The 26,585-nt window shown below is 69.5% G+C and carries 20 protein-coding genes and 1 pseudogene; 9 read left to right on the forward strand and 12 right to left on the reverse strand.

Features of this window, described 5'->3' with window-relative positions; genetic code table 11:
• Positions 1–45: 45 nt before the first annotated feature.
• The 3 genes from ACIBL3_RS42530 (at position 46) to ACIBL3_RS42540 (ending at position 3,469) form a co-directional block, all read left to right on the forward strand.
• On the forward strand, positions 46–861 hold the full coding sequence (locus ACIBL3_RS42530; RefSeq protein ID WP_396359697.1) for an ATP-binding cassette domain-containing protein: 816 nt from the start codon (positions 46–48) through the stop codon (positions 859–861).
• Positions 858–2,168 (forward strand): sugar ABC transporter permease, encoded by a 1,311-nt coding sequence (locus ACIBL3_RS42535; RefSeq protein ID WP_396359698.1) that lies wholly within the window; start codon positions 858–860, stop codon positions 2,166–2,168. The genes ACIBL3_RS42530 and ACIBL3_RS42535 overlap by 4 nt, the downstream gene beginning before the upstream one ends.
• Before the next feature lie 86 nt (positions 2,169–2,254).
• Positions 2,255–3,469, forward strand: coding sequence for a low temperature requirement protein A (locus ACIBL3_RS42540; RefSeq protein ID WP_396359699.1), 1,215 nt, complete (start codon positions 2,255–2,257; stop codon positions 3,467–3,469).
• A 29-nt stretch (positions 3,470–3,498) separates the two neighbouring features.
• Here ACIBL3_RS42540 and ACIBL3_RS42545 read toward each other — a convergent pair whose 3' ends face one another.
• The 7 genes from ACIBL3_RS42545 to gcvT all read right to left on the reverse strand — a co-directional run bounded on the left by ACIBL3_RS42545 (position 3,499) and on the right by gcvT (position 14,031).
• Positions 3,499–4,560 carry an ABC transporter ATP-binding protein gene (locus ACIBL3_RS42545; RefSeq protein WP_396359700.1) on the reverse strand — a complete coding sequence of 354 codons (1,062 nt, stop codon included), beginning with the start codon at positions 4,558–4,560 and terminating at the stop codon, positions 3,499–3,501.
• A gap of 18 nt (positions 4,561–4,578) precedes the next feature.
• On the reverse strand, positions 4,579–5,679 hold the full coding sequence (locus ACIBL3_RS42550) for an ABC transporter ATP-binding protein (protein WP_396359701.1): 1,101 nt from the start codon (positions 5,677–5,679) through the stop codon (positions 4,579–4,581).
• Positions 5,676–6,668, reverse strand: coding sequence for an ABC transporter permease (locus tag ACIBL3_RS42555; RefSeq protein ID WP_396359702.1), 993 nt, complete (start codon positions 6,666–6,668; stop codon positions 5,676–5,678). Before ACIBL3_RS42555 ends, ACIBL3_RS42550 begins: the two co-directional genes overlap by 4 nt.
• 98 nt (positions 6,669–6,766) lie before the next feature.
• Positions 6,767–8,521, reverse strand: coding sequence for an ABC transporter substrate-binding protein (locus ACIBL3_RS42560; RefSeq protein WP_396359703.1), 1,755 nt, complete (start codon positions 8,519–8,521; stop codon positions 6,767–6,769).
• 41 nt (positions 8,522–8,562) lie between these two features.
• A complete protein-coding gene (locus tag ACIBL3_RS42565) occupies positions 8,563–9,570 on the reverse strand; it encodes an ABC transporter permease (RefSeq protein ID WP_396359704.1) in 1,008 nt (335 codons plus the stop codon).
• 361 nt (positions 9,571–9,931) lie between these two features.
• A complete protein-coding gene (locus ACIBL3_RS42570; RefSeq protein ID WP_396359705.1) occupies positions 9,932–12,781 on the reverse strand; it encodes a BTAD domain-containing putative transcriptional regulator in 2,850 nt (949 codons plus the stop codon).
• Positions 12,782–12,924: 143 nt separating this feature from the next.
• Positions 12,925–14,031 carry a glycine cleavage system aminomethyltransferase GcvT gene (gene gcvT / locus ACIBL3_RS42575; RefSeq protein WP_396359706.1) on the reverse strand — a complete coding sequence of 369 codons (1,107 nt, stop codon included), beginning with the start codon at positions 14,029–14,031 and terminating at the stop codon, positions 12,925–12,927.
• 98 nt (positions 14,032–14,129) lie between these two features.
• Between gcvT and ACIBL3_RS42580 the strand changes: the two genes are divergently transcribed.
• Positions 14,130–15,629 carry a leucyl aminopeptidase gene (locus ACIBL3_RS42580; RefSeq protein WP_396359707.1) on the forward strand — a complete coding sequence of 500 codons (1,500 nt, stop codon included), beginning with the start codon at positions 14,130–14,132 and terminating at the stop codon, positions 15,627–15,629.
• On the opposite strand, the gene ACIBL3_RS42585 is transcribed toward ACIBL3_RS42580, so the two are convergent.
• Complete coding sequence (locus ACIBL3_RS42585) at positions 15,618–15,950, reverse strand: cupin domain-containing protein (RefSeq protein WP_396359708.1); 333 nt, start codon at positions 15,948–15,950, stop codon at positions 15,618–15,620. The genes ACIBL3_RS42580 and ACIBL3_RS42585 overlap by 12 nt on opposite strands.
• A gap of 3 nt (positions 15,951–15,953) precedes the next feature.
• Complete coding sequence (locus ACIBL3_RS42590; RefSeq protein ID WP_396359709.1) at positions 15,954–16,631, reverse strand: DUF2848 domain-containing protein; 678 nt, start codon at positions 16,629–16,631, stop codon at positions 15,954–15,956.
• A 94-nt stretch (positions 16,632–16,725) separates the two neighbouring features.
• On the opposite strand from ACIBL3_RS42590, the gene ACIBL3_RS42595 reads away from it, so the two are divergent.
• Positions 16,726–18,018 carry an MFS transporter gene (locus ACIBL3_RS42595; RefSeq protein WP_396359710.1) on the forward strand — a complete coding sequence of 431 codons (1,293 nt, stop codon included), beginning with the start codon at positions 16,726–16,728 and terminating at the stop codon, positions 18,016–18,018.
• Here ACIBL3_RS42595 and ACIBL3_RS42600 read toward each other — a convergent pair.
• Positions 18,005–18,643, reverse strand: a complete 639-nt coding sequence (locus tag ACIBL3_RS42600; protein WP_396359711.1) for a GntR family transcriptional regulator — start codon at positions 18,641–18,643, stop codon at positions 18,005–18,007. The genes ACIBL3_RS42595 and ACIBL3_RS42600 overlap by 14 nt on opposite strands.
• Positions 18,644–18,672: 29 nt before the next feature.
• Here ACIBL3_RS42600 and ACIBL3_RS42605 point away from each other — a divergent pair, with 29 nt between their 5' ends.
• On the forward strand, positions 18,673–19,443 hold the full coding sequence (locus ACIBL3_RS42605) for a carbon-nitrogen hydrolase family protein (RefSeq protein ID WP_396359712.1): 771 nt from the start codon (positions 18,673–18,675) through the stop codon (positions 19,441–19,443).
• Between the two features lie 4 nt (positions 19,444–19,447).
• On the opposite strand, the gene ACIBL3_RS42610 is transcribed toward ACIBL3_RS42605, so the two are convergent.
• A complete protein-coding gene (locus ACIBL3_RS42610; RefSeq protein WP_396359713.1) occupies positions 19,448–19,765 on the reverse strand; it encodes a hypothetical protein in 318 nt (105 codons plus the stop codon).
• Between the two features lie 157 nt (positions 19,766–19,922).
• Here ACIBL3_RS42610 and lpdA point away from each other — a divergent pair, with 157 nt between their 5' ends.
• From lpdA to ACIBL3_RS42625, 3 genes are all read left to right on the forward strand, one after another.
• Positions 19,923–21,302: a dihydrolipoyl dehydrogenase gene (gene lpdA / locus ACIBL3_RS42615; protein WP_396359714.1), complete on the forward strand. Its 1,380-nt coding sequence runs from the start codon at positions 19,923–19,925 to the stop codon at positions 21,300–21,302.
• Positions 21,303–21,440: 138 nt separating this feature from the next.
• On the forward strand, positions 21,441–23,384 hold the full coding sequence (gene sucB, locus ACIBL3_RS42620; protein ID WP_396359715.1) for a 2-oxoglutarate dehydrogenase, E2 component, dihydrolipoamide succinyltransferase: 1,944 nt from the start codon (positions 21,441–21,443) through the stop codon (positions 23,382–23,384).
• Between the two features lie 851 nt (positions 23,385–24,235).
• Entirely contained in the window at positions 24,236–25,126 is an 891-nt protein-coding gene (locus tag ACIBL3_RS42625) for a TIGR01777 family oxidoreductase (protein WP_396359716.1), read from the forward strand.
• A 166-nt stretch (positions 25,127–25,292) separates the two neighbouring features.
• On the opposite strand, the pseudogene ACIBL3_RS42630 reads toward ACIBL3_RS42625, so the two are convergent.
• A pseudogene (locus ACIBL3_RS42630) lies at positions 25,293–26,585 on the reverse strand (hypothetical protein); the annotation flags it as partial.

The raw sequence follows: 26,585 nt of genomic DNA on the forward strand, positions 1-26,585 counted from the left end.
CGCCGGGATCATGGCCTGAAGACAAAGCCCCAGGAGGCTGATCGAGTGACTCTCACCCCCACACCGGCCCCGGTCGGCACCAGCACGGTGCTGTCCCTGCGGGGCATCTCCAAGCGCTTCGGCGCGGTGCAGGCCCTGAAGAACATCGAGCTGGACGTCCGGGCCGGTGAGGTGCTGGCCCTGGTCGGCGACAACGGCGCCGGCAAGTCGACGCTGGTGAAGACGATCGCCGGCGTCTACACCGCCGACGACGGCACGATGGTGTTCGACGGGCGGGAGGTGCGGGTCGGCAGTCCGGCCGAGGCGCAGCAGCTCGGGATCGCCACGGTCTTCCAGGACCTGGCCCTGTGCGACAACCTCGACGTGGTCGCGAACCTGTACCTCGGCCGCGAACTGCGCAAGGGCAAGGTGCTCGACGAGGTCGAGATGGAACGCTCGTCGTGGGAGCTGCTCCGGCAGTTGTCGGCGAAGATCCCGTCGGTCCGGATCCCGGTGGCCAGCCTGTCCGGCGGCCAGCGGCAGACCGTCGCGATCGCCCGCTCACTGCTCGGCCAGCCCAAGGTCGTGATGCTGGACGAGCCGACCGCGGCTCTCGGCGTGGCTCAGACCGCCGAGGTCCTCAACCTGGTCGAACGGCTGCGCGAACGGGGCCTCGCGGTGATCCTGATCAGCCACAACATGGCCGACGTGATGGCGGTCGCGGACCGGGTCGCCGTCCTGCGGCTCGGCCGGAACAACGGCGTCTTCGTGGTCAGCGAGACCAAGACCCAGGACATCATCGCCGCCATCACCGGCGCCACGGACAACGCGGTCTCCGAGCGCGCAGCGCGCCGGACCCGTGAGGAGGGGACCGCATCATGACGCTGCACGGATCCGAGATCCGGCCCCAGGACGCCCCGCGCCCCAACAGCGGGAACGGCAACGGGAGTGGGGGCAGCGCCGAGCTGCCCGCCGACCTGCAGGACGAGCGGCTGATCGCCAGCCATGGCATCAGCGGCGCCGTGTCGGCCTTCACCGCGCGGCTGCGCTCCGGTGACCTCGGCTCGGTCCCGGTGGTGGTCGGCCTGATCATCATCTGGGCGGTCTTCCAGATCGCGAACAGCTCGTTCCTGTCCAGCCGCAACCTGGTCAACCTCACCCTGCAGACCACGTCGGTCGGGGTGATTGCCATCGGCATCGTCCTGGTGCTGCTGCTGGGCGAGATCGACCTCTCGGTCGGTTCGGTCAGCGGGCTGTCGGCCGCCGTACTCGGGGTCACGTTCGTGAACAAGGGGTGGCCGCTGGCGCTGTCGCTGCTGGTCGGGGTCGCGCTCGGGCTGGCGATCGGACTGTTCTACGGCGCGCTCTACACGAGGTTCGGGGTGCCGAGTTTCGTGATCACGCTGGCCGGTCTGCTCGGTTTCCTCGGTCTGCAACTGCTGGTGCTGGGCAAGGAGGGTTCGCTGAACCTGCCCTTCGACTCCGCGCTCGTCGGGTTCGCCACCCGCAGCTTCCTCTCCCCCGCGCTCGCCTACGGGCTGGTCGCGGTGGTCGTCGCCGTGTACGTCCTGACCAGACTGCGCGGCAGAGGCGCCCGCGTCGCGGCCGGGTTGTCGGCGGCGCCGAACTCGATCATCGCGATCAAGGCCGGCGCGCTCGCCGTCGTACTGCTGATCCCGGTCGTCATCCTGAACGGCGACCGCGGGGTGTCGTCGATGTTCCTGCTCTTCCTCGGCCTGGTCGTGGCCACGGACTTCGCCGTACGGCGGACCCGCTGGGGGCGCTCGGTCGTCGCGGTCGGCGGCAACGTGGAAGCCGCCCGGCGGGCCGGTATCAACGTCCGGATGATCTACCTGTCGGTGTTCGCCGCCTGCTCCACCTTCGCCGCGGTCGGCGGTCTGCTGGCCGCCGCCCGGCTGGTCGCGGTGAACCAGAGCAGCGGTGGCGCGGACACCAACCTGAACGCGATCGCGGCCGCGGTGATCGGCGGCACCAGCCTGTTCGGCGGCCGTGGTTCGGCGTACTCCGCGCTCCTCGGGGCGCTGGTGATCATGTCGATCTCGAACGGTCTCGCCCTGCTCAGCCTCGACTCCAGCGTCCGCTACATGGTGACCGCCGGCGTCCTGCTGATCGCCGTCACCATCGACTCCCTGAGCCGCCGCAGCAGGCAAGCGCACGGTCGCGCCTAGAGCACGGCGGGCTCTCCCCTGACCCTGCGAGGAGGGAGCCCGCCGTTTCCATTCCGGCAGCCTGTTGTGATGGCAGGATGTGCCGCATGAAGTCCAGAAGACCCATCAAGGCGGAGCAGACCAGCGAGGGACACACCGTCACGACGCTGGAACTGTTCTTCGACCTGGTGTTCGTGTTCGCGCTGACCCAGATCACCGCGCTGATGGCGCACGACCTCACCTGGCACGGCGTGGTGCGCGGTCTCCTGCTGACCGGGCTGCTGTGGTGGAGCTGGATCGGTTACTCCTGGCTGTGCAACCTGGTGAAAGCGGACGAGGGCGCGGTCCGCGGGGTGCTGCTGGCCTCGATGGCCGCGCTGTTCCTGATCGCGCTCGCCATTCCGGAGGCGTTCGACGACCTGCCGGGCGGTCTGCCCGGCCCGGTGGTCATCGCCGGCGCTTACCTCATTTTCCGCACGCTCCATCTGGTGCTCTTCTGGCTGATTGCCGAGGGCGACCAGCAGCTACGCCGTACCCTCGTCCGCTTCTCGTTGTCGATGCTCGGTGCCAGTGCGCTGCTCTTGGTCGCTTCGCAGTACGACGGCCGCACGCAGACGTTGCTGTGGGCCGCCGCACTGGCCGGCGACTACGGCGGCACGTACCTGATCGACGCGCACGGCTGGCGGTTCCACTCGGCGTCGCACTTCGCCGAGCGGCACGGGCTGATCATCATCATCGCGCTCGGCGAGTCGATCGTGGCGATCGGTGTCGGCGTGACCGACCTGCCGATCTCCTGGCCGATCCTGATCGCCTCCGTGCTCGGCCTGATGGTGTCGTCCGCGCTGTGGTGGATCTACTTCGACGCGACCGTGTTGTACGGCGAGCATGCGCTCGCATCCGAGCCGGAGGACAGCCGGACCGCCCTCGCCCGTGACGCGTACACCTTCCTGCACTTCCCGATGATCGCCGGAATCATCCTGCTCGCCCTCGGCCTGAAGAAGGTCCTCGAGTACGTCGGCGACACCGAGCATCACCACCTCGACGACCCGCTGAAGGGCATCGGCCTCTGGGCGTTGTTCGCCGGCGTGATCCTTTATCTGCTGGGACATGTCGGCTTCAAGTGGCGGACGATGCACCGGCTCAGCATGTCCCGGCTCGTCACGGCGGCGCTCGCGTTGATCGCCGTACCGCTGATCACGAAGGTGCCGGCGCTCGGGCAGCTCGCCGTACTCACCGTTCTGCTGGCCGGGTTGGTCGCCTTCGAGTCGATCCGCTTCGCCCAGGAACGCGACGAACTGAAGCACGGCGAACAGCACACCTAAAGAAGGCCCCCGCAGGGCGGGGGCCTCTTTCAGGCAGTGGCGGCCGTCAGGTCCACCTTCGGCTCGGCGAAGTGGCAGGCGGCGGTGTGGCCCGCCGGGGACTGCGGCTTCGCCTCGAGCGGCGGCTCGTGGGTCGCGCAGATGTCCTCGGCCTTCCAGCACCGGGTCCGGAACCGGCAGCCGCTCGGCGGGTCGATCGGCGAGGGTACGTCGCCGACCAGCCGGATCCGCTCCTTCGGCGGGACACCGCGAATGGTGCCCAGGTCGGGAGCGGCGGACAGCAGCGCCTGCGTGTACGGGTGCTGCGGAGCGCCGTAGATCTGCTCCCGTGGGCCCTGCTCCACGATCTTGCCCAGGTACATCACCGCGACCTGGTCACAGAAGTGCCGGACCACGCCGAGGTCGTGGGCGATGAACACGAACGCGATCCCGAGGTCGCGGCGCAGGTCCTCCAGCAGGTTCATCACCTGGGCCTGGATGGACACGTCCAGCGCGGACACCGGCTCGTCGGCGATGATCACCTCCGGCTCCACCGCGAGCGCCCGGGCGATGCCGATCCGCTGCCGCTGGCCGCCGGAGAACTCGTTCGGGTACCGGTTGTGGTGCTCGGGGTTCAGGCCGACCCGCTCCAGCAGCTCCTGGACCCGGTCGAGCTCCCTGCCGCGCGGGACCAGGTTGTGCACGCGCAGCGGGGTGCTGATGATGTTGCTGACCGTCTGCCGCGGGTTCAGCGAGCTGTACGGGTCCTGGAAGACGATCTGCAGCTGGCGGCGGAACGGGCGCAGGTCCCGCTCCTTCAGCTGCGCGATGTCGGTGCCCTTGAACATGATCTGCCCCGCGGTCGGGGTCAGCAGCCGGGTGATCATCCGGCCGGTGGTCGACTTGCCGCAGCCGGACTCGCCGACCAGGCCGAGGCTCTCGCCGGCCTTCAGGTCGAAGCTGACACCGTCGACGGCCTGGACCAGCTTCCTGGTCCGGCCCAGCCCGGCCGCTTCCTTGATCGGGAAGTGCATCTTCAGGTCGCGGACCTGCAGCAGCGGTGCTCCCGCGGCTGCCGGTACGGCGTCGACCGTACGCACGTTGTCGCTCATCTCTCTCCTCAGCCCCCGTCAGCCCAGTCTCGGCGCGACCTCGGCCTCGTAAACCGAGGCCTTGTCGTGCAGATGACAACGGGACGTGTGGGCGCCGGCGCCGTCGACCGGCATCAGCTCGGGCAGGTCGGTGGTGCAGCGCTCGCCCTTGACCCGGTCCTTGTACGGACAGCGCGGGTTGAACGAGCAGCCGGTGGGCAGGTTCAGCAGGCTCGGCGGCAGACCCTTGATCGGGCGCAGCCGCTCGTTCGCCGCCGACACGGTCGGGATCGACTCCAGCAGACCCCAGGTGTAGGGCATCCGCGGCCGGGCCAGCACGTCCTCGGCGGTGCCGTACTCGACGCAGCGGCCGGCGTACATCACCAGCACGTCGTCGGCCATCTCGGCGACCACACCCAGGTCGTGGGTGATCAGCACGATCGCGGAGCCGAACTCCTTCTGCAGGTTGTTCAGCAGGTCCAGGATCTGCGCCTGCACGGTCACGTCGAGCGCGGTGGTCGGCTCGTCGGCGATCACCAGCTTCGGGTCGTTGACCAGGCCCATCGCGATCATCGCACGCTGCCGCATACCGCCGGAGAACTCGTGCGGGTACTGCGCGAACCGGCGCTGCGGGTTCGGGATGCCGACGAGGTCGAGCATCTCGATCGCGCGCTTCTTCGCGACCTCCTTGCTCACCTTGTGGTGCACCCGGTAGGCCTCGACGATCTGGTTGCCGACCGGATACAGCGGGTGCAGCGAGGACTGCGGGTCCTGGAAGACCATCGCGACCGCGTCGCCGCGGACCTTCATCAGGTCGCTCTCGGACAGGCCGACGATCTCGTCGCCGCCGAGCGTGATCGAACCGGTGATCTGGGTCCGCCGGCGATCGTGCAGGCCCATCACGGCCATACTCGACACCGACTTGCCGGAGCCGGACTCACCGACGATCGCCAGCGTGCGGCCGAGCGGGACCGAGTAGCTCAACCCGTTCACCGCGCTGACCACGCCGTCGGCGGTCGGGAACTTCACGGTCAGCTCCTTGACCACCAGGTACGGCGTCTCGCCGCTCGGGTTGATCGACCCCTCACGGCGTTCGCGGGTGACGACCGACGGCCTCTTCAGGTCATCCTGCATGCTCATGACAGCCTCACTCGGGGGTCGATCAAGCTGTAGCCGACGTCGACGAGGAAGTTCATCGCGACGAGGATGACCGAGGCGACCAGCACGGTGCCCATGATCACCGGCAGGTCGTAGTTGTTCAGGCTCTCCAGCACGAGGTTGCCCAGCCCCGGCAGATCGAAGATCCGCTCGGTGAAGATCGCGCCGGCCAGGCTGCCGGCGATGTCCAGGCCGAAGATCGTGATCACCGGGATCATCCCGGAGCGCAGCGCGTGCTTGTAGGTCACCTGCCGGTCCGACAGGCCCTTGGCCCGGGCGGTCCGGATGTAGTCCTCGCTGAGCGCCTCGACCATCGAGCCGCGGGAGTAGCGCGCGTACTGCGTGCAGTTGTAGACGCCGAGCACCAGCCAGGGGGTGAGCAGACCGGCGAACCAGGCGCCCGGGTTGTCGCCGAACGGCGTGTAGCCGCCGCGCGGCAGGATCGGGTAGAGGATCGTCAGGTAGAGCGAGACCATCAGGGCGACGATGTAGTACGGCACCGAGCTCAGGATCAGCGTGCTGCTCATCAGCGCGCGGTCGCCGAGGGTGCCACGTCTCTTCGCAGCCATCGAGCCCACGAAGACACCAATGGTCAGGACCATCACCGCGTACCCGAGCACCAGTGAGACCGTGACCGGCAGCCGGTCCTTCAGCATCTGCGTGACCGGCCGGTCGTTCTTGAAGGAGAAGCCCAGGCAGGGCACGTTGCATTCCTGCTTCACGCCGGCCGTCTCGAAGGTCCGCCCGGCGACGATGCCCACCGTGTACTCGGCGAACTGCTGCACCTTGGGCCGGTCGAGGTGCAGGTTTTCCTTGATTTCGTTGTATCGCTCCTGGGTGCAGTTGCGATCACCACAGATCGCCGCGGCCGGGTCGGTCGGGGCGACGAAGAACAGCGTGAAGGTCGCGATCAGCGTGACCAGCACGACGCTGAGCGCGCTCACCAGCCGGCGCGCCACGAAGTAGAGCACGAGGGTTTCTCCTCACCGATCGGGGTGGTGACCGGACCGGGGCCCGGTCACCACCCCACCATCAGATGATCAGACTGCAGGTACTACGGCAGTCCGGATCAGGGCTGCTTCAGGTACATCGAGGTGAACTCCGGCAGGCCCTGGGTCGGGTCGTTGACGACGTGCCCGAGGTTCTTGCCGATCGGGTAGTAGCTGGCCGCGTAGTACAGCGGGATCAGCGGCAGGTACTTCTCCATGATCATCTTGTCGATCTTCGGCCACTCCTTGAGCTGCTGGTCCGGAGCCAGCCCGTTGACGCGGTCGATCTCGGTGTCCAGGGCCTTGTCCTGGATCATGCCGATGCTGTTGCTCAGCTCGACGGCGTCGGAACGGAACAGGACCGGGAACCAGCTACCGCCGGACGGCCAGTCCGAGCACCAGCCCGACGGGCCCTGGCCGATGTTCACCGGCGCGGCCGGGTCGTTGCGCATGGTCCGGATCTTGGCCTTCGGGACGCCGATCGCGTTCACCTTGAAGCCGGCCGCGGTGTAGACCTGGGTGCGCAGCTGGTTGACCTGGGTGGCGATCTTGTCGTCGTTGGAGTAGTACCAGCTGAGCTCGAAGTTCTCCTTGCCGAGCTCCTTCAGCTTGGCCTTGATCTCCTCGGCGACCGCCGGGTCCTCCGCGCCCTTGCCCTTACCGGTCAGGCCCGGCAGCTCGTACTTCTCGTGGCCGGGAACCGCCGGCGGCAGGATGGTCGAGGCCGGAATCGCGCTCTCCGGGCTCAGGCCGGCCACCTTGCGGTAGGTGTCGAACGGGTAGGCCTTGGCGATCAGCTGCCGGACGTCCATCGGGATCTTCCGGGTGTCCAGGCCCCAGACCTGGGTGCACGGCTGGGCGCCGGTGACGATCTGGGTCTTGTCCTTGAGCTCCGGGATGAGGCTGGCGTCCAGGTCGGAGTAGTTCATCGCGTTCGCGTCCGGACCGGAGCTGGCCAGCACCTGGCGCTGCACCTTCAGGGTGTCCTGGCCGAACTTGAAGTCCCAGGCGTCCGGGTATGCGTAGCGCACCGGGTCGGTGTTCGGGTCCCAGTGCGGGTTCTTCTTGAGCTTCAGCTCGGTGCCCGGGTTGTACAGGTCCACCATGTACGGACCGGTCGCCATCGGCTTCAGGTCGTAGCTCTTCTTGGTGTCCTTCGCCTTCGGGATCGGCGTGAACATCGGGAAGGCGGCGTAGAACGGCAGGTCGTCGAACTTCTTCGCCAGCTTGATGATCAGGGTGGTGTCGTCCGGCGTCTCGACCCCGGCGTAGTTGTCACCGCTGGCGTACGGGCCCTTGTAGGTCTTGCCGTCCTTGAAGTACTCGTTCTGGTACGTCGGTCCGGCGTCGTACAGGTCGTGCGCGAAGGAGCGCTTGATCGCGTACGCGTAGTCGGCCGCCTTGACCGGCGTGCCGTCCATGTACTTGATGCCCGGCTTGAGCTTGAACGTCCAGGTCAGGCCGTCGGCGGACTTGGTGCCGAGGTCCTCGGCGAGGTCCGGGACCAGGGTCGGCTTCTGGGTCTTCTCGTCCAGCTTGTACTGCGTCAGCGCGCGGTACATCAGCTTGCCGATCTGGTTCCCGTCGGTGAAGTAGATGTTCGTCGGGTCCAGCGTGTCCGGCGTGACGTCGGACAGGACCGTGATGGTGCCGCCCTTCTTCGCGCCCTCGAGCTCCTTCGCCGGGCCCTTGGCCGTCGCGTCGGTGGCCTTCTCCTGGGCCGTGCCCGCGTCGCCCGTGTTGGCGTCACTGTTGTTGTTCGACGACGGGCTGCCGCAGGCCACCGCGGCCAGCATGACCGTCGCCACAACGGCGGTGATCCGTTTCCACTGCATTTGTCGTGTTTCTCCTTTTCTGCCGCTGGGGCAACGCCGGGCTACCGGCGGGTCTTGGGGTCGAACGCGTCGCGGACGGCGTCACCGAGCAGCGCGAGGGACAGCACGAGCGCCGTGATGCCCAGCACCGGGAGCCACAGGTACAGCGGATCCGCCTTGAACCAGTTCGTCGCGGTGGCGATCGTCTGGCCCCAGGACGGGATCGGCTCGATCAGCCCCACACCGAGGAAGGACAGGCCGGCCTCGGCGGTCACGTACGCCGGCAGCGCCAGCGAGGCCGAGATCACGATCGGCGCGACCAGGTTCGGCAGCAGCTCCTTGAACAGCACCTGCGACGTCGGGACACCGATCGCCTTCGCGGCAAGCACGAACTCGCGCTCCCGCAGGGACAGCACCTCGCCACGGATGATCCGGGCCAGGCCGGCCCACCCGAAGAACGAGAGTACGAAGATCAGCACGAAGAACCGGGTCGAGGCCTGCTCGCCCGGCGAGAGGTTGAACGAACCGCCGCGCATGCTCTCCACGATCGGCACCATCGCGATCGCGAACAGCAGGTACGGCAGGCTCAGCACGAAGTCGATCACCCAGGAGATGACCCGGTCGACCCAGCCGCCGAGGAAGCCGGCCAGCAGGCCCATCACGACGCCGACGATGGTGCCGAACGCGGTCGCGGTGAAGGCCACGATCAGCGACGGGCGGGCGCCGTACACCCAGCGGGCGAAGTTGTCCCGGCCGGTCTTCGGCTCGACGCCGAACCAGTGCTGGCCGTTCACGGCGATGGTCGGGAACCCGTACTCGTCGACGAACTCGGGGTGGAAGGTGCCGATGTCGGCGCCCTCGATCTTGGTCAGCACCGGCGCGAGCACCGCCACCAGGATGAAGAACAGCACGATGGCGGCGCAGGTGACGGCGACCTTGTCCTTGCGGAGCCGGTCCATCGCGATCCGGGTCGGGGACTTGCCGTGCGGTACGGCGGAATCCCGAACCGGCTCGGCGGATGCCGGGTGGTCCTCGACACCAACTGTCGAGTCGGGTGAACCGATGCTCATTCGCGCTCCGTCAGCTCTGTCAGCCAGATTTCGTACGGGGAGGGGACCAGCCACGATCTGTAGATCGGGGTGTAGATCGGGGTAGAGCCTCGGCCGATGGCGGGCTCGCGTCAAATTCAGTTGACGACCGGCCCCGCCTCAACCGCGCGCTAGCCTGCCCGACGCCGACGACCCCTAGCCAGCGGCCCTGGGTTCGAATGCACGAATCGTTACCGGAACGCCAAATTACGCAGAACTTTCCAACGTTTTCATCACTGTTCGCGATCAACCCACTGCATAGAGCATCGGCACAGCACAGACAGTGTCCATTCTGTGCCAAGTTTCGGCCGAATGTAACGGATTGTCACAATTCAGCGCTGGTTCAATCGAGGCCGAGCAGGTGCTGCTGGTGCCGCATTTCCTGGACCGCGTGGCTGACGCCGGGGTCGTCGGTGATCGCGGTTTCGAGGATGCGGCGGGCTACCGCGCGCCGTCCGCGGGCGACGCTGAGCCGCGCCCGGCCGATCGCGTTGGCGGCTGCTCCTGACGCGTCCGGACGACGGGTCAGGACCTCGGCGGCACGCTGCAGCATCGCGTCCGCGGCGTCCGGATCGCCGGTCAGGATCAGCAACTGGGCTTCGGTGTTGTCCACGTGCGCGGTGCCGAGCTCGTCGCCGATCCGGGTGACGATCTCGCGCGCGTCGGCCAGGACCGCGGTCAGCTCGGGCACGTGCGACGTACCGAGATCGGCGTCGGCGAGCAGCGCCTCGGCAAGCATCACCTGCCGGATCGCATGCAAGCGAGTCCCCGGTGCGCTGAGCGCGGAAGCCTCCCGGCGAGCCACCTGGCCTTCCGGGATCCGGCCGAGCATCACCAGCGCTCCGCCCAGTTGGTCCAGCGCCCTTGGCCGTGAGGACTCCGCCTCGGGGTCGGTGTCGGCCAACGCCACCATCTCCTGCGCTGTCTGCAACGACCGCTGGAAGTCGCCCTGCGCCGACGCAGCCCAGGAGACCTGGTTCATCGCGGCGATGCGCAAGGCCACGCGTCCGGTCCGCTCGGCCGACGCGAGTCCCCGTTCCGCCTGCTGCAGCAGGTGATCCGGCGGTGTGCCGGCCTGCGCGAAGGCACCGAACAGGGACCTGTCGAGCTCCGCCTCGAGCTCGGCCTCGCCGACTCCCGCCACCGCATCTCTGGCCGACTGCAGGACGGCCTGCCGGGTCTCACGGTCGTCGCGGATCGCGAGAAAGCCGTTCATTCGCAGGGCAAGCGCTCCTGCCAGCCTCGGCTGGTCCTGAACAGCCAGGCCGACGGCCGCACGCACCACTGGCGCCTCGACATCCAGCCAGGACGCTCCTGCCGCTGCCGATCTCTCGGCCGCCGGGAGCTCGCGGCCTTCGCCGCGATCGAGCTCGATGTTGGTCACCGCGTGGTCGATCCGTTCGTCTGCGATCGTCAGCAGGCGGAGGACGGCGTTCAGGTAACGACGCTCGACCTCGCTGTCGGCCGTCGTACCGGACAGCTCGACGGCGAGCGAGCGGACGAGGCCGTGCAGGCCGTAGCGGGGTGGCTGCAGGCGACGCGGTTGGACAAGGCCCAGTGAAACAAGGCCATCGAGGACCTGTTGCGCACTGTCCTCGTCCAGGTCCAGCAGCGGCGCCGCGACCCAGGACGCGAACTCGTCCGCGCCAACCAACGCGAGGCATGCGAACAGCTGCCGGGCCTGTGCCGTCGCGACGCTGAGGGTCAGGTCGAGGCTGGCCCGCACCGCTCGATCGCCGGCGACCAGGTAGTCGAGCCGCTGCGACTCGTCGGCCAGCGCATGTACGACGTCCGCGACATCCTCATGAATCAAGGCCAATCGGGCGCCCACGATGCGCAACGCCAACGGCAATCCGGCGCAGTGTGGAACCACGTCGGCGACCTGGGTAGCGCCAAGACCGGACAACGCGCCGAGCAACTCCGCACTCGTCTCCTCCGGCAGCGGTCGGAGCTCCCGATGGGTGGCGTCCTCCAGGCCGAGCATCGGCTGCCGTGAGGTGACGATGACTCCGCACCCACCACCCGCAGGCAGCAACGGCCGCAGCTGACCGGCGTCGATGGCGTCGTCGAACACCAGCAGCGCGGTCTTGTCCGCCAGCCGGCTCCGCAACAGCGCCGACCGCGCTTCCAAGCTGTCGGGGATCTCCGAACCGTCGACACCCAGCGACCGCAGTAGCTGTGCAAGGACAGTCCGCGCCGCGATCCCCTGCCCGTTGACGTCCTGCAGCCGCGCGAACAACTGCCCGTCGGGATACCTGTCCGCCAACTGATGCGCCAACCGCACCGCTGCAGCCGACTTGCCCGTCCCTGCCGCGCCGTACAGACACACCACAGCCGGCACACCGGACGGTCGTCCTGAGCTCACCAGTTCGTCAGCCAGTTCCCGCAGTACGTCGTCCCGCCCGACCAGGATGCTCACGTCCGCAGGAAGTTCGCGCGGCACCGCTGCCCCGGCAACGAGGTCGAGTACCGGGTCCTGCCGCAGGATCGCGACCTGCAGGTCTCGCACCTCGGCACCCGGCTCCACGCCCAACTCTTCATCCAGGTGCCGGACCAGTTCGGCGTACGCGGCCAGGGCGTCCGCCTGCCGACCGGATCGGTAGAGGGCCAGCATCGTCGCCGCCGCGAACGTCTCCCGCGCGGGCTGGGCCGTTGTCAGGCTCGCCAACTCGGGCAGCAGTTCCTGATGCCGACCGAGAGCGAGGTCAGTGCTCAGCCGGAGCTCCTCGGCGGCCCAGCGCGACTCTTCCAGGCCGGCACAGAGCCGACGCCGTACGTCCTCGCTGGTGACGTCCGCGAGCGCTGGTCCGCGCCACAACGCCAGCGCGTCGGCGAGCAACTTGGACCGGTGCTCCAGGTCGTCGGTGCGACGGGCCTGCTCGACCAGATCGCTGAACTGCTCGATGTCGGTCCGACCGTGCGGCGCGTGTACGGCGTACCCCTCGGAGCCACTGGTCAGGCGTACGTCGGCCGCCAGCACGGACCGCAGCCGGGACATGTAGACCTGCAGCGCCCGCTTCGGGTTGTCCGGCATGGCATCTGGCCACAGCAGGTCGATCAGGCGCTCCGGCGGAACCGCCTTGCCTGGCTCCAGCAGCAGTACGGCGAGCAGCAGGCGTTCCTGGCGTCGCTTCAGCGCGACCCGGGTGCCACTCGACCAGATTTGTACTGGACCGAGCAGCCGGAACTCCACGGCGTCAGCTTAGTGGTAAGCGCCAGGTAACAGCGCGCGCACACCATCCCTGCATCCGCCCCGACCGATGCGAGGAGAGCCATGAAGGCTGCCACCTGGGAATGGTGACGAAGGGCGGCAGCCTGCTGCCGCCCTCCACAGCGTCAGCTCTCGCGCACGTGCACAGTGACGAACGGCGGCTTGACCACGTCGAAGGCCTCCTGCCGGCCGCGGATGTCGACGACGACCTGGTCGCCTTCCTTGATCGTCGCATCCAGCAGAGCCAGCGCAATGCCCTTCTTCAGCGTCGGCGAGAACGTGCCGGACGTCACCTCGCCGAGCGCCGCACCGGACTGGTCGAGCACCGTCATGTGCGGGCGCGGGATGCCTCGCCCGGCCGCAAGCAGGCCGCGCAGGATCCGGGCCGCTCCACGCTCCTTCTCCGCGCGGAGCGCCTCGTCACCCCAGAAGTGTTCCTTCTTCCAGCCGACCGCCCAGCCGGACCGCGCCTGCACCGGCGTGATGTCCGGCGAGATGTCCTGGCCGTGCAGCGGGTACCCCATCTCGGTCCGCAGCGTGTCCCGCGCACCCAGCCCGGCCGGCACGATCCCGTACTGCGCTCCGGCCTCGAGCAGCGCGTCGAACACGGCGACCGCGGCCGCATTCGGTACGACGAGCTCGTAGCCGCGCTCACCCGTGTAACCGGTCCGGCAGACGACGACCGGCGTACCGGCGAAGTCCGCGGTCGCGAAGGACATGTAGTCGTGGCCGGTCGGCAGCCCGATCGCGCTCACCACGTCGTCGCTGTTCGTGCCCTGGACGGCGAGGATCACGTAGTCGTCGTGCGTGTTGGTGACGACGACGCCCTCCGGCGCGGAGGCCTGCAGCAGCCGGACCACCTCGGCGGTGTTGGCCGCGTTCGGGATCAGGAACACGTCGTCGTCGGCGTGCAGGTAGGCGATCAGGTCGTCGACCACTCCCCCGCGCTCGTTGCAGCACAACGTGTACTGCGCCTGGCCCGGCGCGATCTTGCCCAGGTCGTTGGTCAGGCACGAGTTCACGTACGCCGCGGCGCCCGGGCCCTTGACGGTCGCCTTGCCCAGGTGACTCACGTCGAAGACCCCGACGGAGGTGCGCACGGCGGTGTGCTCGGCGACGACTCCGGAGTACTCCAGTGGCATCTCCCACCCACCGAACTCGGCGAACTTCGCTCCGAGGGCGACGTGGCGCGCGTGGAGCGGGGACTTCTTGAGATCAGGAGACTCGGTCATGGAGCGGAACTTACCCGACGCGTAGCATGCGGAGGCAGCATTCACGTACCGTCACGACCGGCCGCTGTGCCTGCCGGTCAAGGAGGACTGAGATTTTCGTGAGCACCATCACCCTGAGCAAGGCCGATGCAGCCGGTGTCCGGACCGACGCCGTGGTCATCGGCGTGGTCAAACTCGGCGGCGGTGTCACCCTGCCGGCCGGCACCGAGTCGCTGAACGCCGCGTACGGCGGGAAGCTGGTCGAGGTGCTGTCGGGTCTCGGCGCCACCGGCAAGGCCGGTGAGGTGACCAAGGTGCCCGGGCCGAAGCCGGGCAAGTCGGCCACCCTGATCGCGGTCGGCCTCGGCGAGGCGCCTGACGGTGCGCTGAAGACCGAGGACCTGCGGACCGCCGCCGGTGCCGGTGTCCGGTCCGCCAAGACGTCGCAGTCGGTCGCGTTCGCGCTGCCGACGCCGGACGCCGACTGCATCCGCGCGATCGCCGAGGGAGCTCTGCTCGGGCGGTACGCGTTCACGACGTACAAGTCCTCCTCCGACTCCGCCCCGGACGAGCCGGGCAACCTGACCGTGCTGACCGACCTGGCCCGGAACAAGGACGCCAGGACCGCGCTCGAGCGCGCCCAGGTGACCGCCGACGCGGTCCGCCAGGTGCGCGACTGGGTGAACACGCCGCCGTCGGACCTGAACCCGGCCGACTTCGCCGCCGACGCGGTCAAGCTCGGCAAGGAGCACGGCGTCAAGGTCGAGGTGCTGGACGAGAAGGCGCTGACCAAGGGCGGGTACGGCGGCATCCTCGGCGTCGGCCAGGGGTCGGCCAACCCGCCGCGGCTGATCCGGATCAGCTACACCCCGAAGAAGCCGGTCACCCACCTGGCGTTCGTCGGCAAGGGCATCACCTTCGACTCCGGCGGTCTGTCGCTGAAGACGGCCAGCGGCATGATCAGCATGAAGGCCGACATGGCCGGCGCCGCCGCGGTGATCGGCGCGACCGTCGCGATCGCCCGGCTCGGCCTGCCGGTCCAGGTGACCACGTACGCCGCGATGGCCGAGAACATGCCGTCCGGCTCGGCGGCCCGCCCGTCCGACGTGCTCACCATGTACGGCGGCAAGACCGTCGAGGTGCTGAACACCGACGCCGAGGGCCGGCTCGTCCTCGGCGACGCCCTGGTCCGGGCGTCCGAGGACCAGCCGGACCTGATCGTCGACGTGGCCACCCTGACCGGCGCCTGTGTCGTTGCCCTGGGCACCAAGGTTGCCGGCGCGTTCGCGAACACCGACACCGCCCGGGACCGGGTGGTGGACGCCGCGATCGCGGCCGGCGAGGCGATGTGGCCGCTGCCGATCCCGGCCGAGATGCTGGACAAGCTGAAGTCGCACTCCAAGGTCGCCGACCTGGCCAACATCACCGGCGAGCCATGGGGCGGTGCGCTGGCGGCGGCCGCGTTCCTCGGCGACTTCGTTGCCGAGGGCATCGACTGGGTGCACTTGGACGTGGCCGGCCCGGCCTTCAACGAGGGCTCGGCGTCCGGCTACACCCCGGCCGGCGGCACGGGTTACGCCGTACGCACGCTGGTGGAGCTGGCCGCGTCAGCGAGCTGAGTAGCGGATCTCGAGCATCACGCAGCCGCCGGCCGTCGTGTACGGGCCGTGCGGCATCCCTCGCGGCCGGCACGCGTAGTCGCCGGGGCCGAACGTCCGCTCGAGGGTGAGATCGGTCAGCTCACCCTCGAGCAGGTACACCTCTTCGACGTACCCGTGCCGGATCACCTCATCGCCTGAGGTGGTGCCGGGCGCCCAGCGAGCAAGGCGCGTGAGCGTCCCGTCGTCGGGGTCCTGGCTGAGGATGCGTTCGGTGATCCCGCCGCCCGCATCAGTCCAGGCGAGATCCCTTGCGTTGAAGAACTCTTTGGTGTCCTTCATGGGTCAGTCCCAGGCCGGCGCGAGCTGTTCGACGCTGTAGTCGATCCGGCTGGTGAGACCGCGCGGGTCGGTCAGCTCGACCCGCCAGGCGTCCGCGAACTGGTCGACGCCGGCGATCATCGGGATCGTGCCGCTCAGCAGCACCGTGCCCGGGACGACCCGGTCGCCGAGCTCCTTCAGCCAGTACGACGGCGGCAGCAACTGCGCGAGCGTGCCGTCCTGGATCAACTCCTCGGTGTCGCCGTGCCGGACCCATGCCTTCAACGTGAACTGGTCCAGCTCGTGCTCGATGTCCGCGAGCGGCCACGCCACGTCGCCCAGCACATCCGGCGCGGACTGCTTGCTCCAGGCAACGCCGTGCACCTCGAGCGCGCGGTCGGTGTGATCGCACGCGACCGTGAGCAGCACGTCGTCCGCACCGACCACGAGCGCCCACTCCGCCTCGCCCGACGTCTTGGCGTGGGCGACCTGGACGACCTCCGGCCGTCCGACGAGTGATGCGGACAGCGGGTACAGCGTCGGGATCCGGCGCGGCGCGGGTACGCCGAGCTCGGCCAGCTCGTCCACGTGGTGCTGGACCTGCTCGGTGTCCCGGCCCGCGTACCCGGCGTTCAGGGCGTAGCGGACGGTGATCTCCCGCTCACTGCCGTCGGGCAGGGTGAAGCGCAGGGTCTGGCTCATGGGGTGACTCCTCCGAAATTTTCTGCAGTCAGCGCTTGCGTGAACACGTCGTATACAACGAGTATGGAGCATCCCCTCAAGGAGGTCCACCTCGATGTCCAACTCCCCGTCAGAACGCCGGGGCCTCTACAAGGCCTTCGCCGCCAGCCTGTCCGGCACCTCGCTGGAGTGGTACGACTTCGCCGTCTACTCCTCCGCCGCCGCGCTCGTCTTCGGCGACCTGTTCTTCCCCGGCAGTGACCCGCTCACCGGTACGTTGCAGGCCTTCGCGACGTACGCGGTCGGGTACGTCGCCCGTCCGCTCGGCGGGATCTTCTTCGGCCGGCTCGGCGACGTGATCGGCCGCAAGCGGGTGCTGGTCGCCACGCTGCTGCTGATCGGTGTGGCCACGTTCTTCATCGGGCTGCTGCCGACCCACGCTCAGGCCGGAGCCATCGCGCCGACTCTCCTGGTCGCACTCCGTTTCGCGCAGGGCGTCGGCGTGGGTGGTGAGTGGGGCGGAGCCGTCCTGCTCAGCAGTGAGTTCAGCAAGCCCGGTGAGCGCGGCTTCTGGGCGTCAGCGGCTCAGGTCGGGCCGCCACTCGGCACGTTGATGGCGAACGGCGTTCTGGCCGTTCTTGCCGGTGCACTGTCCGAGGAGGCGTTCCTCAGCTGGGGATGGCGAGTCGCTTTCCTGCTGTCCGCCGTACTGGTCGCCTTCGGGCTGCTGATCCGGACGAAGCTGGAGGAGACTCCGGTGTTCCGTGAGCTCGAGGCGCGCGGCGACCGGCCGACGGCGCCGGTGTCGGAGGTGCTGCGGACGCAGACCCGGCCGCTGATCGCGGCCATCCTGGCGCGGGTCGGACCTGATGTGCTCTATGCGATGTTCGCGGTGTTCGTGCTGACCTACGCGACCAAGGAGCTGGGGATGAGTCGCGGTGCGGCCGTGACCGCGGTCTTGATCGGATCGGCCTTCCAGGTCGGGCTGATTCCCTTGTCCGGTTGGCTTTCCGACCGGTACGGGCGTCGTACTGTCTATGCCATCGGCGCGGTCGGCGGGGCGGTCTGGTCGGTGGTGTTCTTCGCCATGGCGTCGTCGTTCGCGACTGTGTTGGCTGGGGTGGTGATCGGGTTGCTGTTCCACTCGCTGATGTACGGGCCGCAGGCTGCCTTTGTGTCGGAGCAGTTCACCGCACGGCTGCGGTACACGGGGTCGTCGCTGGCCTACACGTTCGCGGGCGTGATCGGTGGTGCGTTGGCGCCGCTGGCGTTCACGTACTTCCTCGCGAAGGCAGGGACGGGCTACGTGATCGCGGCGTACATCGTGGTGGCGTGCTCGATCACGCTGGTGGGCCTGCGGATGGGCCGCGCGGTGAATGACGAGGCGCTGGTTGTCAGCCCTGCATGAGCAGCGAGCCGGTGGAGTCGAGGTGGCTGAGGATCGCCTCCTCGGCCACCTCCGGCTTGCCCGCCGCCAACCCGTCGACGATGGCCTGGTGCTCCTCGAGCACCTCCTGCCGGCGGGTGGCGCTGCGCTGCAGGGCGACGACCCCGAGCAGCACGTGCTTGGCCCGGAGGTTGTCGTACAGCCGGCCCAGCACCGAGTTCCCGGCCGCATCGACCAGCAGCGCATGGAACTGGCTGTCCAGCTCGATGAACTCCTTGGCGTCGCCGTTGTCGACAATCGACCGCTGCTGCTCGAGTACGGCGGACATCGCGTCGACCGGGGCGTCGCCGGCGGCGAGCGAGGTTGTCGCGGCCCAGGTCTCGATCACCCCGCGGGCCTGCATCATCTCCGCGATCTCCCGGCCCGGCACCGGAGCCACGAAGGCGCCCCGGTGCGGCACCAGCTGGACCAGGTCCTCGGCTGCGAGCATCAGCAGTGCCTCGCGGACAGGGGTCCGGGAGATGCCGACCTCGGTCGCCACCGCCTGCTCGTTGATGAACGTCCCGGAGACCGCGGGGTCGCTCAGGACCGTCCCCCGCAGGTATTGGTAGGCGCGATCCCGGCCGGAGTCCCCACTCAATCGCATACTCAATGTATACAGCCTAGGAGGACCAGATGACACTTCTCCGCGTTGCCGCCGCCCAGGTCTCGGCCGGTCCGGACCCGGTCACCAACCTGGCCACCGCCACCGACGCCGTACGGCGAGCCGCCGCCGACGGGGCCTCGTTGGTCGTTCTGCCGGAGGCCGTGCTGGCCTGTTTCGGCACCGATCTTCGCAGTGTGGCCGAGCCGTTGGACGGTCCGTTCGCGACCGGGTTGCGCAAGGTGGCCGCGGATCTCGGCGTGGTGGTCGTCGCCGGCCTGTTCGAGCCGGCTGACGACGGGCGGGTGCACAACACCTTGCTGGTCACGGGTCCTGGCGTGGAGACGTCGTACCGGAAGATCCACCTGTACGACGCGTTCGGGTCGCGCGAGTCGGACACCGTTGCCCCGGGCAAGGAGCTGGTGACGTTCGGGTACGGCGACGTGACCATCGGGCTGGCGACCTGCTACGACCTGCGGTTCGCGGATCAGTTCACGGCACTGGGGCGGCTGGGTGCGGAGCTGGTCGTCGTACCGGCGTCGTGGGGTGCGGGTCCGGGCAAGGAGGAGCAGTGGGACCTGCTGACGCGGGCACGCGCTGCGGACGCACAGGCGTGGGTGCTGGCGTGCGACCAGGCGTACGTGCCGCCGGTCGGCACCGATCCGCTCGGTATCGGGCGGAGCAGCCTGACCACTCCGCTGGGCCAGACGGCTTCCCGGCTTGGCGCTACCGCTGACCTCCTGCACGGGGTTGTCGACACCTCGGTTGTTGCTGGGGTGCGGCAGCGCGTCCCGATCCTCTAGTCCTTCAGGCCAGGCCGTTTTTCTTCATGCGGGCGTTGTACTCGCGCATGCGGGGCGGGTAGCCGACGACGGCGGCGTCGTACGACGGGATCCCCAGCTTGTTGGCGAAGCTGTGCGCCCACTCGACCGAGGGGACCCGCCGCCGGGTCCACTCGCCGTCGATTGCGACCAGGAGGAGGGTGTACTCCGTCACCGCAGTACGCGGCTCGACGAAGCCCTCGACACCCTGGCGGGTTTGGGCGAACTCCCGCAGGTGCGCCTGATCGGGGTTGTCCGACCGGCGCATCGTGCCCGGCTTCTGCCGGCGACCGAACCACTTCATGGGGCAAGTGTCCTATATCTCCCCAACTCAGGGCACGAAATCTCCGGTAACGGTTCCAGGTGGCCCGGGGGTGGCGGCGGCCGGCAACGGTGAAAGGATGACGGCGGGCCCCGCCCGCGATCCGGGCCGCCCGCCGACCAGACCCACGGAGGAACCTGTGACTGAGAGTGGTACGACGTACGACCTGGTGATACTCGGTGGCGGCAGCGGTGGTTACGCCGCCGCTTTGCGTGCCGCGACGCTGGGGTTGTCGGTGGCGATGATCGAGAAGGACAAGGTCGGCGGGACGTGTCTGCACCGCGGCTGTATCCCCACCAAGGCGCTGCTGCACGCCGCGGAGGTGGCCGACTCGGCCCGCGAGGGTGAGCAGTTCGGCGTCCGCACCACGCTTGAGGGTGTCGACATGGGCGGGGTGAACAAGTACAAGGACGGCGTCGTCGACCGCCTCTTCAAGGGCCTGCAGGGCCAACTGAAGGCCCGTGGCATCACGGTCGTCGAAGGCGAGGGCCGGCTCACCTCCCCGACCACGGTCGAGGTCGCGGGTACGACGTACACCGGTCGCAACGTGATCCTGGCCTCCGGTTCCTACTCCCGCTCCCTGCCCGGACTCGAGCTCGACGGCGACCGGATCATCGCCAGCGAGCATGCATTGACGCTGGATCGCGTGCCGGAGTCCGCCGTGGTGCTGGGTGGCGGCGTGATCGGCGTCGAGTTCGCCTCCGCCTGGACCTCCTTCGGCACCAAGGTCACCATCGTCGAGGCCCTCCCCCGCCTCGTTCCGGCCGAGGACGCCGACTGCTCCAAGGCGCTCGAGCGCGCGTTCCGGAAGCGGAAAATCGCGTTCAAGACCGGTACGCCGTTCGAGTCCGTCGAGGTGGTGGACAACGGCGTTCGCGTGACGGTCGCCGGTGGTGAGGTGATCGAGGCCGAGGTGCTGCTGGTCGCGGTCGGCCGTGGCCCGAACACCAGTGGCCTCGGCTACGAAGAGGTCGGCGTTGCGCTCGACCGTGGCTTCGTGACCGTCGACGCGACGCTGCAGACCTCGGTGCCCGGCGTGTACGCGGTCGGCGACATCGTCCCCGGCCTCCAGTTGGCGCACCGTGGCTTCCAGCAGGGCATCTTCGTTGCCGAGCACATCGCCGGACTTGCGCCGACGCCGATCGACGAGGCCGGCATCCCGCGCGTCACGTACTCCGAGCCGGAGGTGGCCTCGGTCGGGCTGACCGAGGAGCAGGCCCGGGAGAAGTACGGCGACGTCGAGGTCTTGAACTACAACCTCGGCGGCAACGGCAAGAGCCAGATCCTGAAGACCCAGGGCTTCGTGAAGCTGGTCCGGGCCAAGGACGGCGCCGTCGTCGGCCTGCACATGGTCGGCTCCCGGGTCGGCGAACTCATCGGCGAGGCCCAGCTGATCTACAACTGGGAGGCCTACCCGGCCGACGTCGCGCCGCTCGTGCACGCGCATCCCTCCCAGACCGAGGCCCTCGGCGAAGCCCACCTTGCGCTCGCCGGCAAGCCCCTGCATTTCCATGATTGAGATCCCCGGCCGGCCCACTGGCCCGTCCGAGTAGGTTTGAGCCGTAGGAGCGCGCCGGCTCCGCTGACCCGGATCCGGCTCGTTCCGGCGGCACCGTAGGCTGACCTCGACCGATCTGACGAAGGAGCAACGACCGTCATGCCGACCTCTGTATCCCTGCCGGCCCTCGGGGAGAGCGTCACCGAAGGAACCGTCACCCGCTGGCTCAAGCAGGTCGGCGACACGGTTGCCGTCGACGAGCCCCTGCTGGAGGTCTCGACCGACAAGGTCGACACCGAGATCCCCTCGCCCGTGGCCGGTACCCTGCTCGAGATCAAGGCCGCCGAGGACGAGACCGTCGAGGTCGGCGCCGAGTTGGCCGTCATCGGTGACGCCGGCGAATCCACCGGCTCCGCCGAGGCCCCCGCCGAGCAGCCCGCCGCCGAAGCCCAGCAGGCCGCCCCCGCCGAGCAGGCCCCAGCTCAGGCCCCCGCCGCCGAAGCCGCCCCGGCCCAGCAGGCCGCCGCCGCCCAGGCAGCCCCGGCCGAGGAGGCGCCCGCGGCCCAGGCCCCCGCCGAACAGTCTCAGGCTCCTTCCGACTCTCCTTCGGCCGCAGCGGCCTCAGCCCCCGCGGCGTCTCCGGCCGCATCGGCACCCACCTCGGGCACACCAGTCACCCTCCCCGCCCTAGGCGAGAGCGTGACCGAGGGAACCGTCACCCGCTGGCTCAAGCAGGTAGGCGACGACGTAGCCGTGGACGAGCCCCTCCTCGAGGTCTCCACAGACAAGGTCGACACCGAGATCCCCTCCCCCGTCGCCGGCAAGCTCCTGGAAATCAAGGTCGCCGAAGACGAAACCGTCGAGGTAGGCGCCGAACTAGCCGTCGTAGGCTCCGCCGACGCAGCCCCAGCCGCTTCGGCCCCCGCCGAAGCCCCAGCCGCTCCCGCGGAAGCCCCGGCCGCGCAGGCCCCCGCCGCCGCACCGGCCCCAGCCCCGGCCCCCGCCGCGCAGGCCCCAGCCGCCGCCCCGGCCCCGGCTCAGGCCCCCGCCGCCCAGCCGCCCGCCGCAGCCCCGGCCCCCCAGGCCGCCCCCGCCGCGCAAGCTGCCCCCGCCCAGGCCCCAGCCCCCTCCCCGGCCGCATCGGCACCGGCCGCCACCACCGCCTCCCCCAACGGAGAAGGCCCCAACTACGTCACCCCGCTAGTCCGCAAGCTGGCGGCTGAGCACCAGGTCGACCTCAACGCTGTACAGGGAACCGGTGTCGGCGGCCGCATCCGCAAGCAGGACGTCATCGCCGCCGCCGAGGCCAAGAAGGCCGCCGCAGCAGCCCCCGCGGCCGCACCGGCTGCCGCCGCGGCTCCGGCCGCCGCGAAGCCGGCGACGATCAGCCCGCTGCGCGGCACCACCGAGAAGATGAGCCGGATCCGCAAGGCGATCGCCAGCCACATGGTGAACTCGCTGAAGGTCTCGGCCCAGCTGACCACCGTGGTCGAGGTCGACGTCACCGAGATCGCCAAGCTCCGGAACGCGAAGAAGGCCGAGTTCGAGGCCCGCGAGGGCGCCAAGCTGTCCTTCCTGCCGTTCTTCGCCCTGGCCGCGGTCGACGCGCTGAAGCAGTACCCGAAGCTCAACGCCTCGATCGACGAGGAGAAGGGCGAGATCACGTACCACGCCGCCGAGCACCTCGGCATCGCCGTGGACGTGGAGAAGGGCCTGATGGTCCCGGTCGTGCACAACGCCGGTGACCTGAACATCGCGGGCCTGGCGAAGAAGATCGCCGACCTAGCCGACCGCACCCGCAACAACAAGGTGCTGCCGGACGAGATGGCCGGCGGAACCTTCACCATCACCAACACCGGCAGCCGCGGCGCCCTGTTCGACACCCCGATCCTGAACCAGCCCCAGGTCGGCATGCTCGGCACCGGTGCCGTCGTGAAGCGCCCGGTCGTCATCACCCACCCCGAGCTCGGCGAAACCATCGCAATCCGTCAGATGGTCTACCTGGCCCTCACCTACGACCACCGCCTCGTAGACGGCGCCGACGCCGCCCGCTACCTCACCGCCGTAAAACAACGCCTAGAAGACGCCCAGTTCGACGTCTAACCCCCAACCACCACCAGCGCCGGCCCGTCCCCCAGGACGAGCCGGCGCTGTCTCGTCTCCACCATCTGCCCCACCCACCGCCAGCGCGCACCACACCCACACCGTCCGCAACGCCCAGCACACACCCACCCCGCGACGTGCGCGCGCCCACGCGTCCACGGCGCCCACGCGCCGGCAACGTGCAGCTCACCCGCACGGCCGCAGCGCCCGCGCACTCACGCATCGGCAGCGCTCAGCACCCCCAGCCCCCGCCAGCAACGTGCAGCGCACCCGCCTGTCCGCAGCACGCTGTACACCCAACCCGCCGGCAACGCCCAGCACACCCGCCCGCCAGCGCGCAGCACACCCACCCGTCGCCAGCGCGCCGCACACCCGCCCGGTGGGGACGCGCCGCACACCCGCCCGGTGGGGACGCGCAGCACACCCGCCCGGTGGGGACGCGCAGCACACCCACCCGCCCGCAGCGCCCGCGCACCCACCCATCGGCAGCGCCGAGCACCCTCCCCCGCCTGCAATGTGCAGCACGCCCGCCTGTCCGCAGCACGCGGCTCACCCACCCGCCGGCAACGCCCAGCGCACACGCACGCGCAGCGCCCAGCACACCCCGCACCTCAGCAGCACCCAGCAGACCCGCCCGCCAGCACGCAGCACACCCACCCGTCGCCAGCGCGCCGCACACCCGCCCGGTGGGGACGCGCAGCGCCCGGCCCGGTGGTGTGGAGCGCAGCCAGCCGATTGTTGTTCCGTCGGAGCGCCAGTGCGAGTAGCCCGCAGGTACCCGGTTACTGTCTGGGGGCCGAGTTTGTTTGTCGGGTACTGCGGTGGTGGGACGAGCCTCAAGGAGTAGCAGGATGAAGTATGTGCTGGCCGGCGCCTCCGGCTTTCTCGGTACGGCGCTCGCCCGCGACCTCACCGCCGACGGACACCAGGTCATCCGCCTGGTACGTCGTACGCCCACTACACCAAACGAAGTCCGCTGGGACCCGGCTCGGGGTGACCTGGACCCGGCCGCGCTCGGCGATCCCGACATCCTGGTCAACCTGGCCGGGGCGAACATCGGCCGCCCGTGGACCCCGACGTACCGCAAGGTTCTGCGCGAGAGTCGAGTCAGCACCACGTCCACCCTGGCCGCGGTTGCCGCTCAGCTCGACCGGCGGCCGGTCGTGATCACGCAGAGCGGGGTCGGCGGCTACGGCCTCGACTGCGGCGACCGCATCCTCACCGAGGACTCCGAACTCGGCGACGGCTTCCTGTCCGAGGTCGTCCGGGTCTGGGAGGGCGCGCTCGAGCCGGCCAGCGCCGCCGGCAGCCGCGTCGCTGCCCTCCGCACCGGCGTCGTCCTGGACCGCAAGGCGCCCGCCTTCCAACTCCTCTCCCTCCCGTTCCGTGTAGGCCTCGGTGGCCGGCTCGGCTCGGGCACGCAGTACTTCCCCGTTGTCTCCCTCACCGACTGGCTCCGCGCCGTCCGCCACGTCGCCGAACACGACACCGTCAGCGGACCCGTCAACGTCGTGCTGCCCAACCCCGCCACCAACCAGGAGTTCACCGAAGCCCTGGCCACCGCGCTCCACCGCCCCGCCTTCTTCCCCATCCCTGCCTTCCTCATGAAAGCCGTCCTCGGCGAATTCGCGTGGGAGCTCCTGGGCAGCGCCCGAGCACTCCCCACCCGCCTCCAATCCACCGACTTCACCTTCCACCACCCCACCGCCCCCACCGCCATCTCGGCCGCCCTTGCCTCCTGACCCGGCCCTGCCCCAGCCAGCTCCCTCCCCACAGCCATCTCCAGCGCTCTCGCCTCCTGCCGCCCGCCCTGCCCAGGCAGCTCCCTCTGACTGCTGGTGCTGTCTCAGTCACCATCCCAGCGGGGCCGGCCTACTATTCCGTGCTGGATCTGATGCCTGGCGGGCGTCAGTTGGTTGGTGCTCGGTGGGTGCCGGTGGGGTCGACGTGGAAGGTGAAGCCGTTCGGGGTGGTCCATTCCAGCGTTCGGGGGTCGAGGCGGCGGACCTGCCAGCGGCCGTGGGTCTTGATCCGGTGTGGGAACCGGCGCAGCGGGACGAGGTTGCTGGTGCTGGTCTGGCCCGGTGGGCCGAGCGGGTCGTAGGGCTGGATGTGGTCCAGGTCCATGGCCGGGTGGGTTTCGCGGGAGCCGTAGGGGAACAGTTCGACCGGGTGGGTGAGCCGGGTGCGTTCGCGGATCCGGTCGGGGATCTCGTAGGCGTCGACGCTGACGGCGTCGTTGAGGTCGATGACCGGCTTGACGGTGTAGGGGCTGTGCCCGATCAGTTCGGCGAGCTGGGTCGCGAGCAGCGGGCCGATGGTTTCGGCGCGTAGCACCCCGGTGCCGGTGGCGAGGGTGTGGTCGGTGAGGTGCACGTAGACCTCGGTCTGCCCGGGCCGCGCCACCCGGCCCGAGCCCGGGTCGGTGTGGGCGTCGCGCCGGATCTGCGCGAGCCGGGCCTGCAGCACCCGCCGCGCCGCGGCGTCCATCGGCTCCCCGTCCGTGTCGTCGAGGCGCAGCCCCGGCTCGAACGGCTCGATGGCCTCGCTGTACGGTGCGTCGAGCGGGTCGGGCAGTTCGCTGTCGCCGGGATAGGGCGCGTCCCGATCGGCCTCGTCCTCCGGCCCCGGCTCACCCCAGTCGCCCAGCAGATCGCCGTCACCCGGCCAGCCATCGCAGCCGTCTTCACTCCGGTCCCAACGACCAGGCCCACCGCGGTCGGCAGTGCGCGCCGACGCGGCCGCGGACACGGATGGCGACGCGCCGGTCGGAGCAGGAGGCAAGTCGGCGGCCGTCGGCTCGCCGTCGATCACCGGGCCTGCCGCGGGCTCGCTGCCGGGACCGGTGGTCGAGGCCTGGCGTTGATCAGTGGCCGGCGCAGCCGTTGGGGCGGCGCCCCGGCCGGTCGAGGCGCCGAGGGCTTGGGCGGTGGCCGAGGTGGTGCCCTGGTCCACGGGGCCGATGGTGTTGCGGGCCGGAGCCGGGGCCGGACCGGTGGCGGTCGGGATGGTGCCTTGGTTGGTGTCGGTGGCGGGTGGTGGAGCGGTGGCCTGGCTGGTTGCCGTGCCGGCCGTTGAAGGGGCGGCGGCCGGGGTGTTGGCGAGGAGTTGGTGGGCTTGGTGGAGGAGTTCTTCGGTGTAGCGGGGGTCGGCGATGATGCCGACCGCGTCGGCGCGGCGGCGCTGCAGGGAGGCGGTGTC

It is taken from the genome of Kribbella sp. NPDC050124 (genome assembly GCF_044460355.1).
In the GTDB taxonomy this organism is placed as follows: domain Bacteria; phylum Actinomycetota; class Actinomycetes; order Propionibacteriales; family Kribbellaceae; genus Kribbella.

What these genes read in the sequence shown, in the direction of transcription:
- ACIBL3_RS42565 (WP_396359704.1), bottom strand. Translation starts at nt 9,570, where the DNA reads ATGAGCATCGGTTCACCCGACTCGACAGTTGGTGTCGAGGACCACCCG.
- ACIBL3_RS42545 (WP_396359700.1), bottom strand. Translation starts at nt 4,560, where the DNA reads ATGAGCGACAACGTGCGTACGGTCGACGCCGTACCGGCAGCCGCGGGA.
- ACIBL3_RS42600 (WP_396359711.1), bottom strand. Translation starts at nt 18,643, where the DNA reads ATGCGATTGAGTGGGGACTCCGGCCGGGATCGCGCCTACCAATACCTG.
- ACIBL3_RS42560 (WP_396359703.1), bottom strand. Translation starts at nt 8,521, where the DNA reads ATGCAGTGGAAACGGATCACCGCCGTTGTGGCGACGGTCATGCTGGCC.
- ACIBL3_RS42585 (WP_396359708.1), bottom strand. Translation starts at nt 15,950, where the DNA reads ATGAAGGACACCAAAGAGTTCTTCAACGCAAGGGATCTCGCCTGGACT.
- ACIBL3_RS42605 (WP_396359712.1), top strand. Translation starts at nt 18,673, where the DNA reads ATGACACTTCTCCGCGTTGCCGCCGCCCAGGTCTCGGCCGGTCCGGAC.
- ACIBL3_RS42625 (WP_396359716.1), top strand. Translation starts at nt 24,236, where the DNA reads ATGAAGTATGTGCTGGCCGGCGCCTCCGGCTTTCTCGGTACGGCGCTC.
- sucB (WP_396359715.1), top strand. Translation starts at nt 21,441, where the DNA reads ATGCCGACCTCTGTATCCCTGCCGGCCCTCGGGGAGAGCGTCACCGAA.
- ACIBL3_RS42595 (WP_396359710.1), top strand. Translation starts at nt 16,726, where the DNA reads ATGTCCAACTCCCCGTCAGAACGCCGGGGCCTCTACAAGGCCTTCGCC.
- ACIBL3_RS42610 (WP_396359713.1), bottom strand. Translation starts at nt 19,765, where the DNA reads ATGAAGTGGTTCGGTCGCCGGCAGAAGCCGGGCACGATGCGCCGGTCG.
- ACIBL3_RS42540 (WP_396359699.1), top strand. Translation starts at nt 2,255, where the DNA reads ATGAAGTCCAGAAGACCCATCAAGGCGGAGCAGACCAGCGAGGGACAC.
- ACIBL3_RS42590 (WP_396359709.1), bottom strand. Translation starts at nt 16,631, where the DNA reads ATGAGCCAGACCCTGCGCTTCACCCTGCCCGACGGCAGTGAGCGGGAG.
- gcvT (WP_396359706.1), bottom strand. Translation starts at nt 14,031, where the DNA reads ATGACCGAGTCTCCTGATCTCAAGAAGTCCCCGCTCCACGCGCGCCAC.
- ACIBL3_RS42550 (WP_396359701.1), bottom strand. Translation starts at nt 5,679, where the DNA reads ATGAGCATGCAGGATGACCTGAAGAGGCCGTCGGTCGTCACCCGCGAA.
- ACIBL3_RS42535 (WP_396359698.1), top strand. Translation starts at nt 858, where the DNA reads ATGACGCTGCACGGATCCGAGATCCGGCCCCAGGACGCCCCGCGCCCC.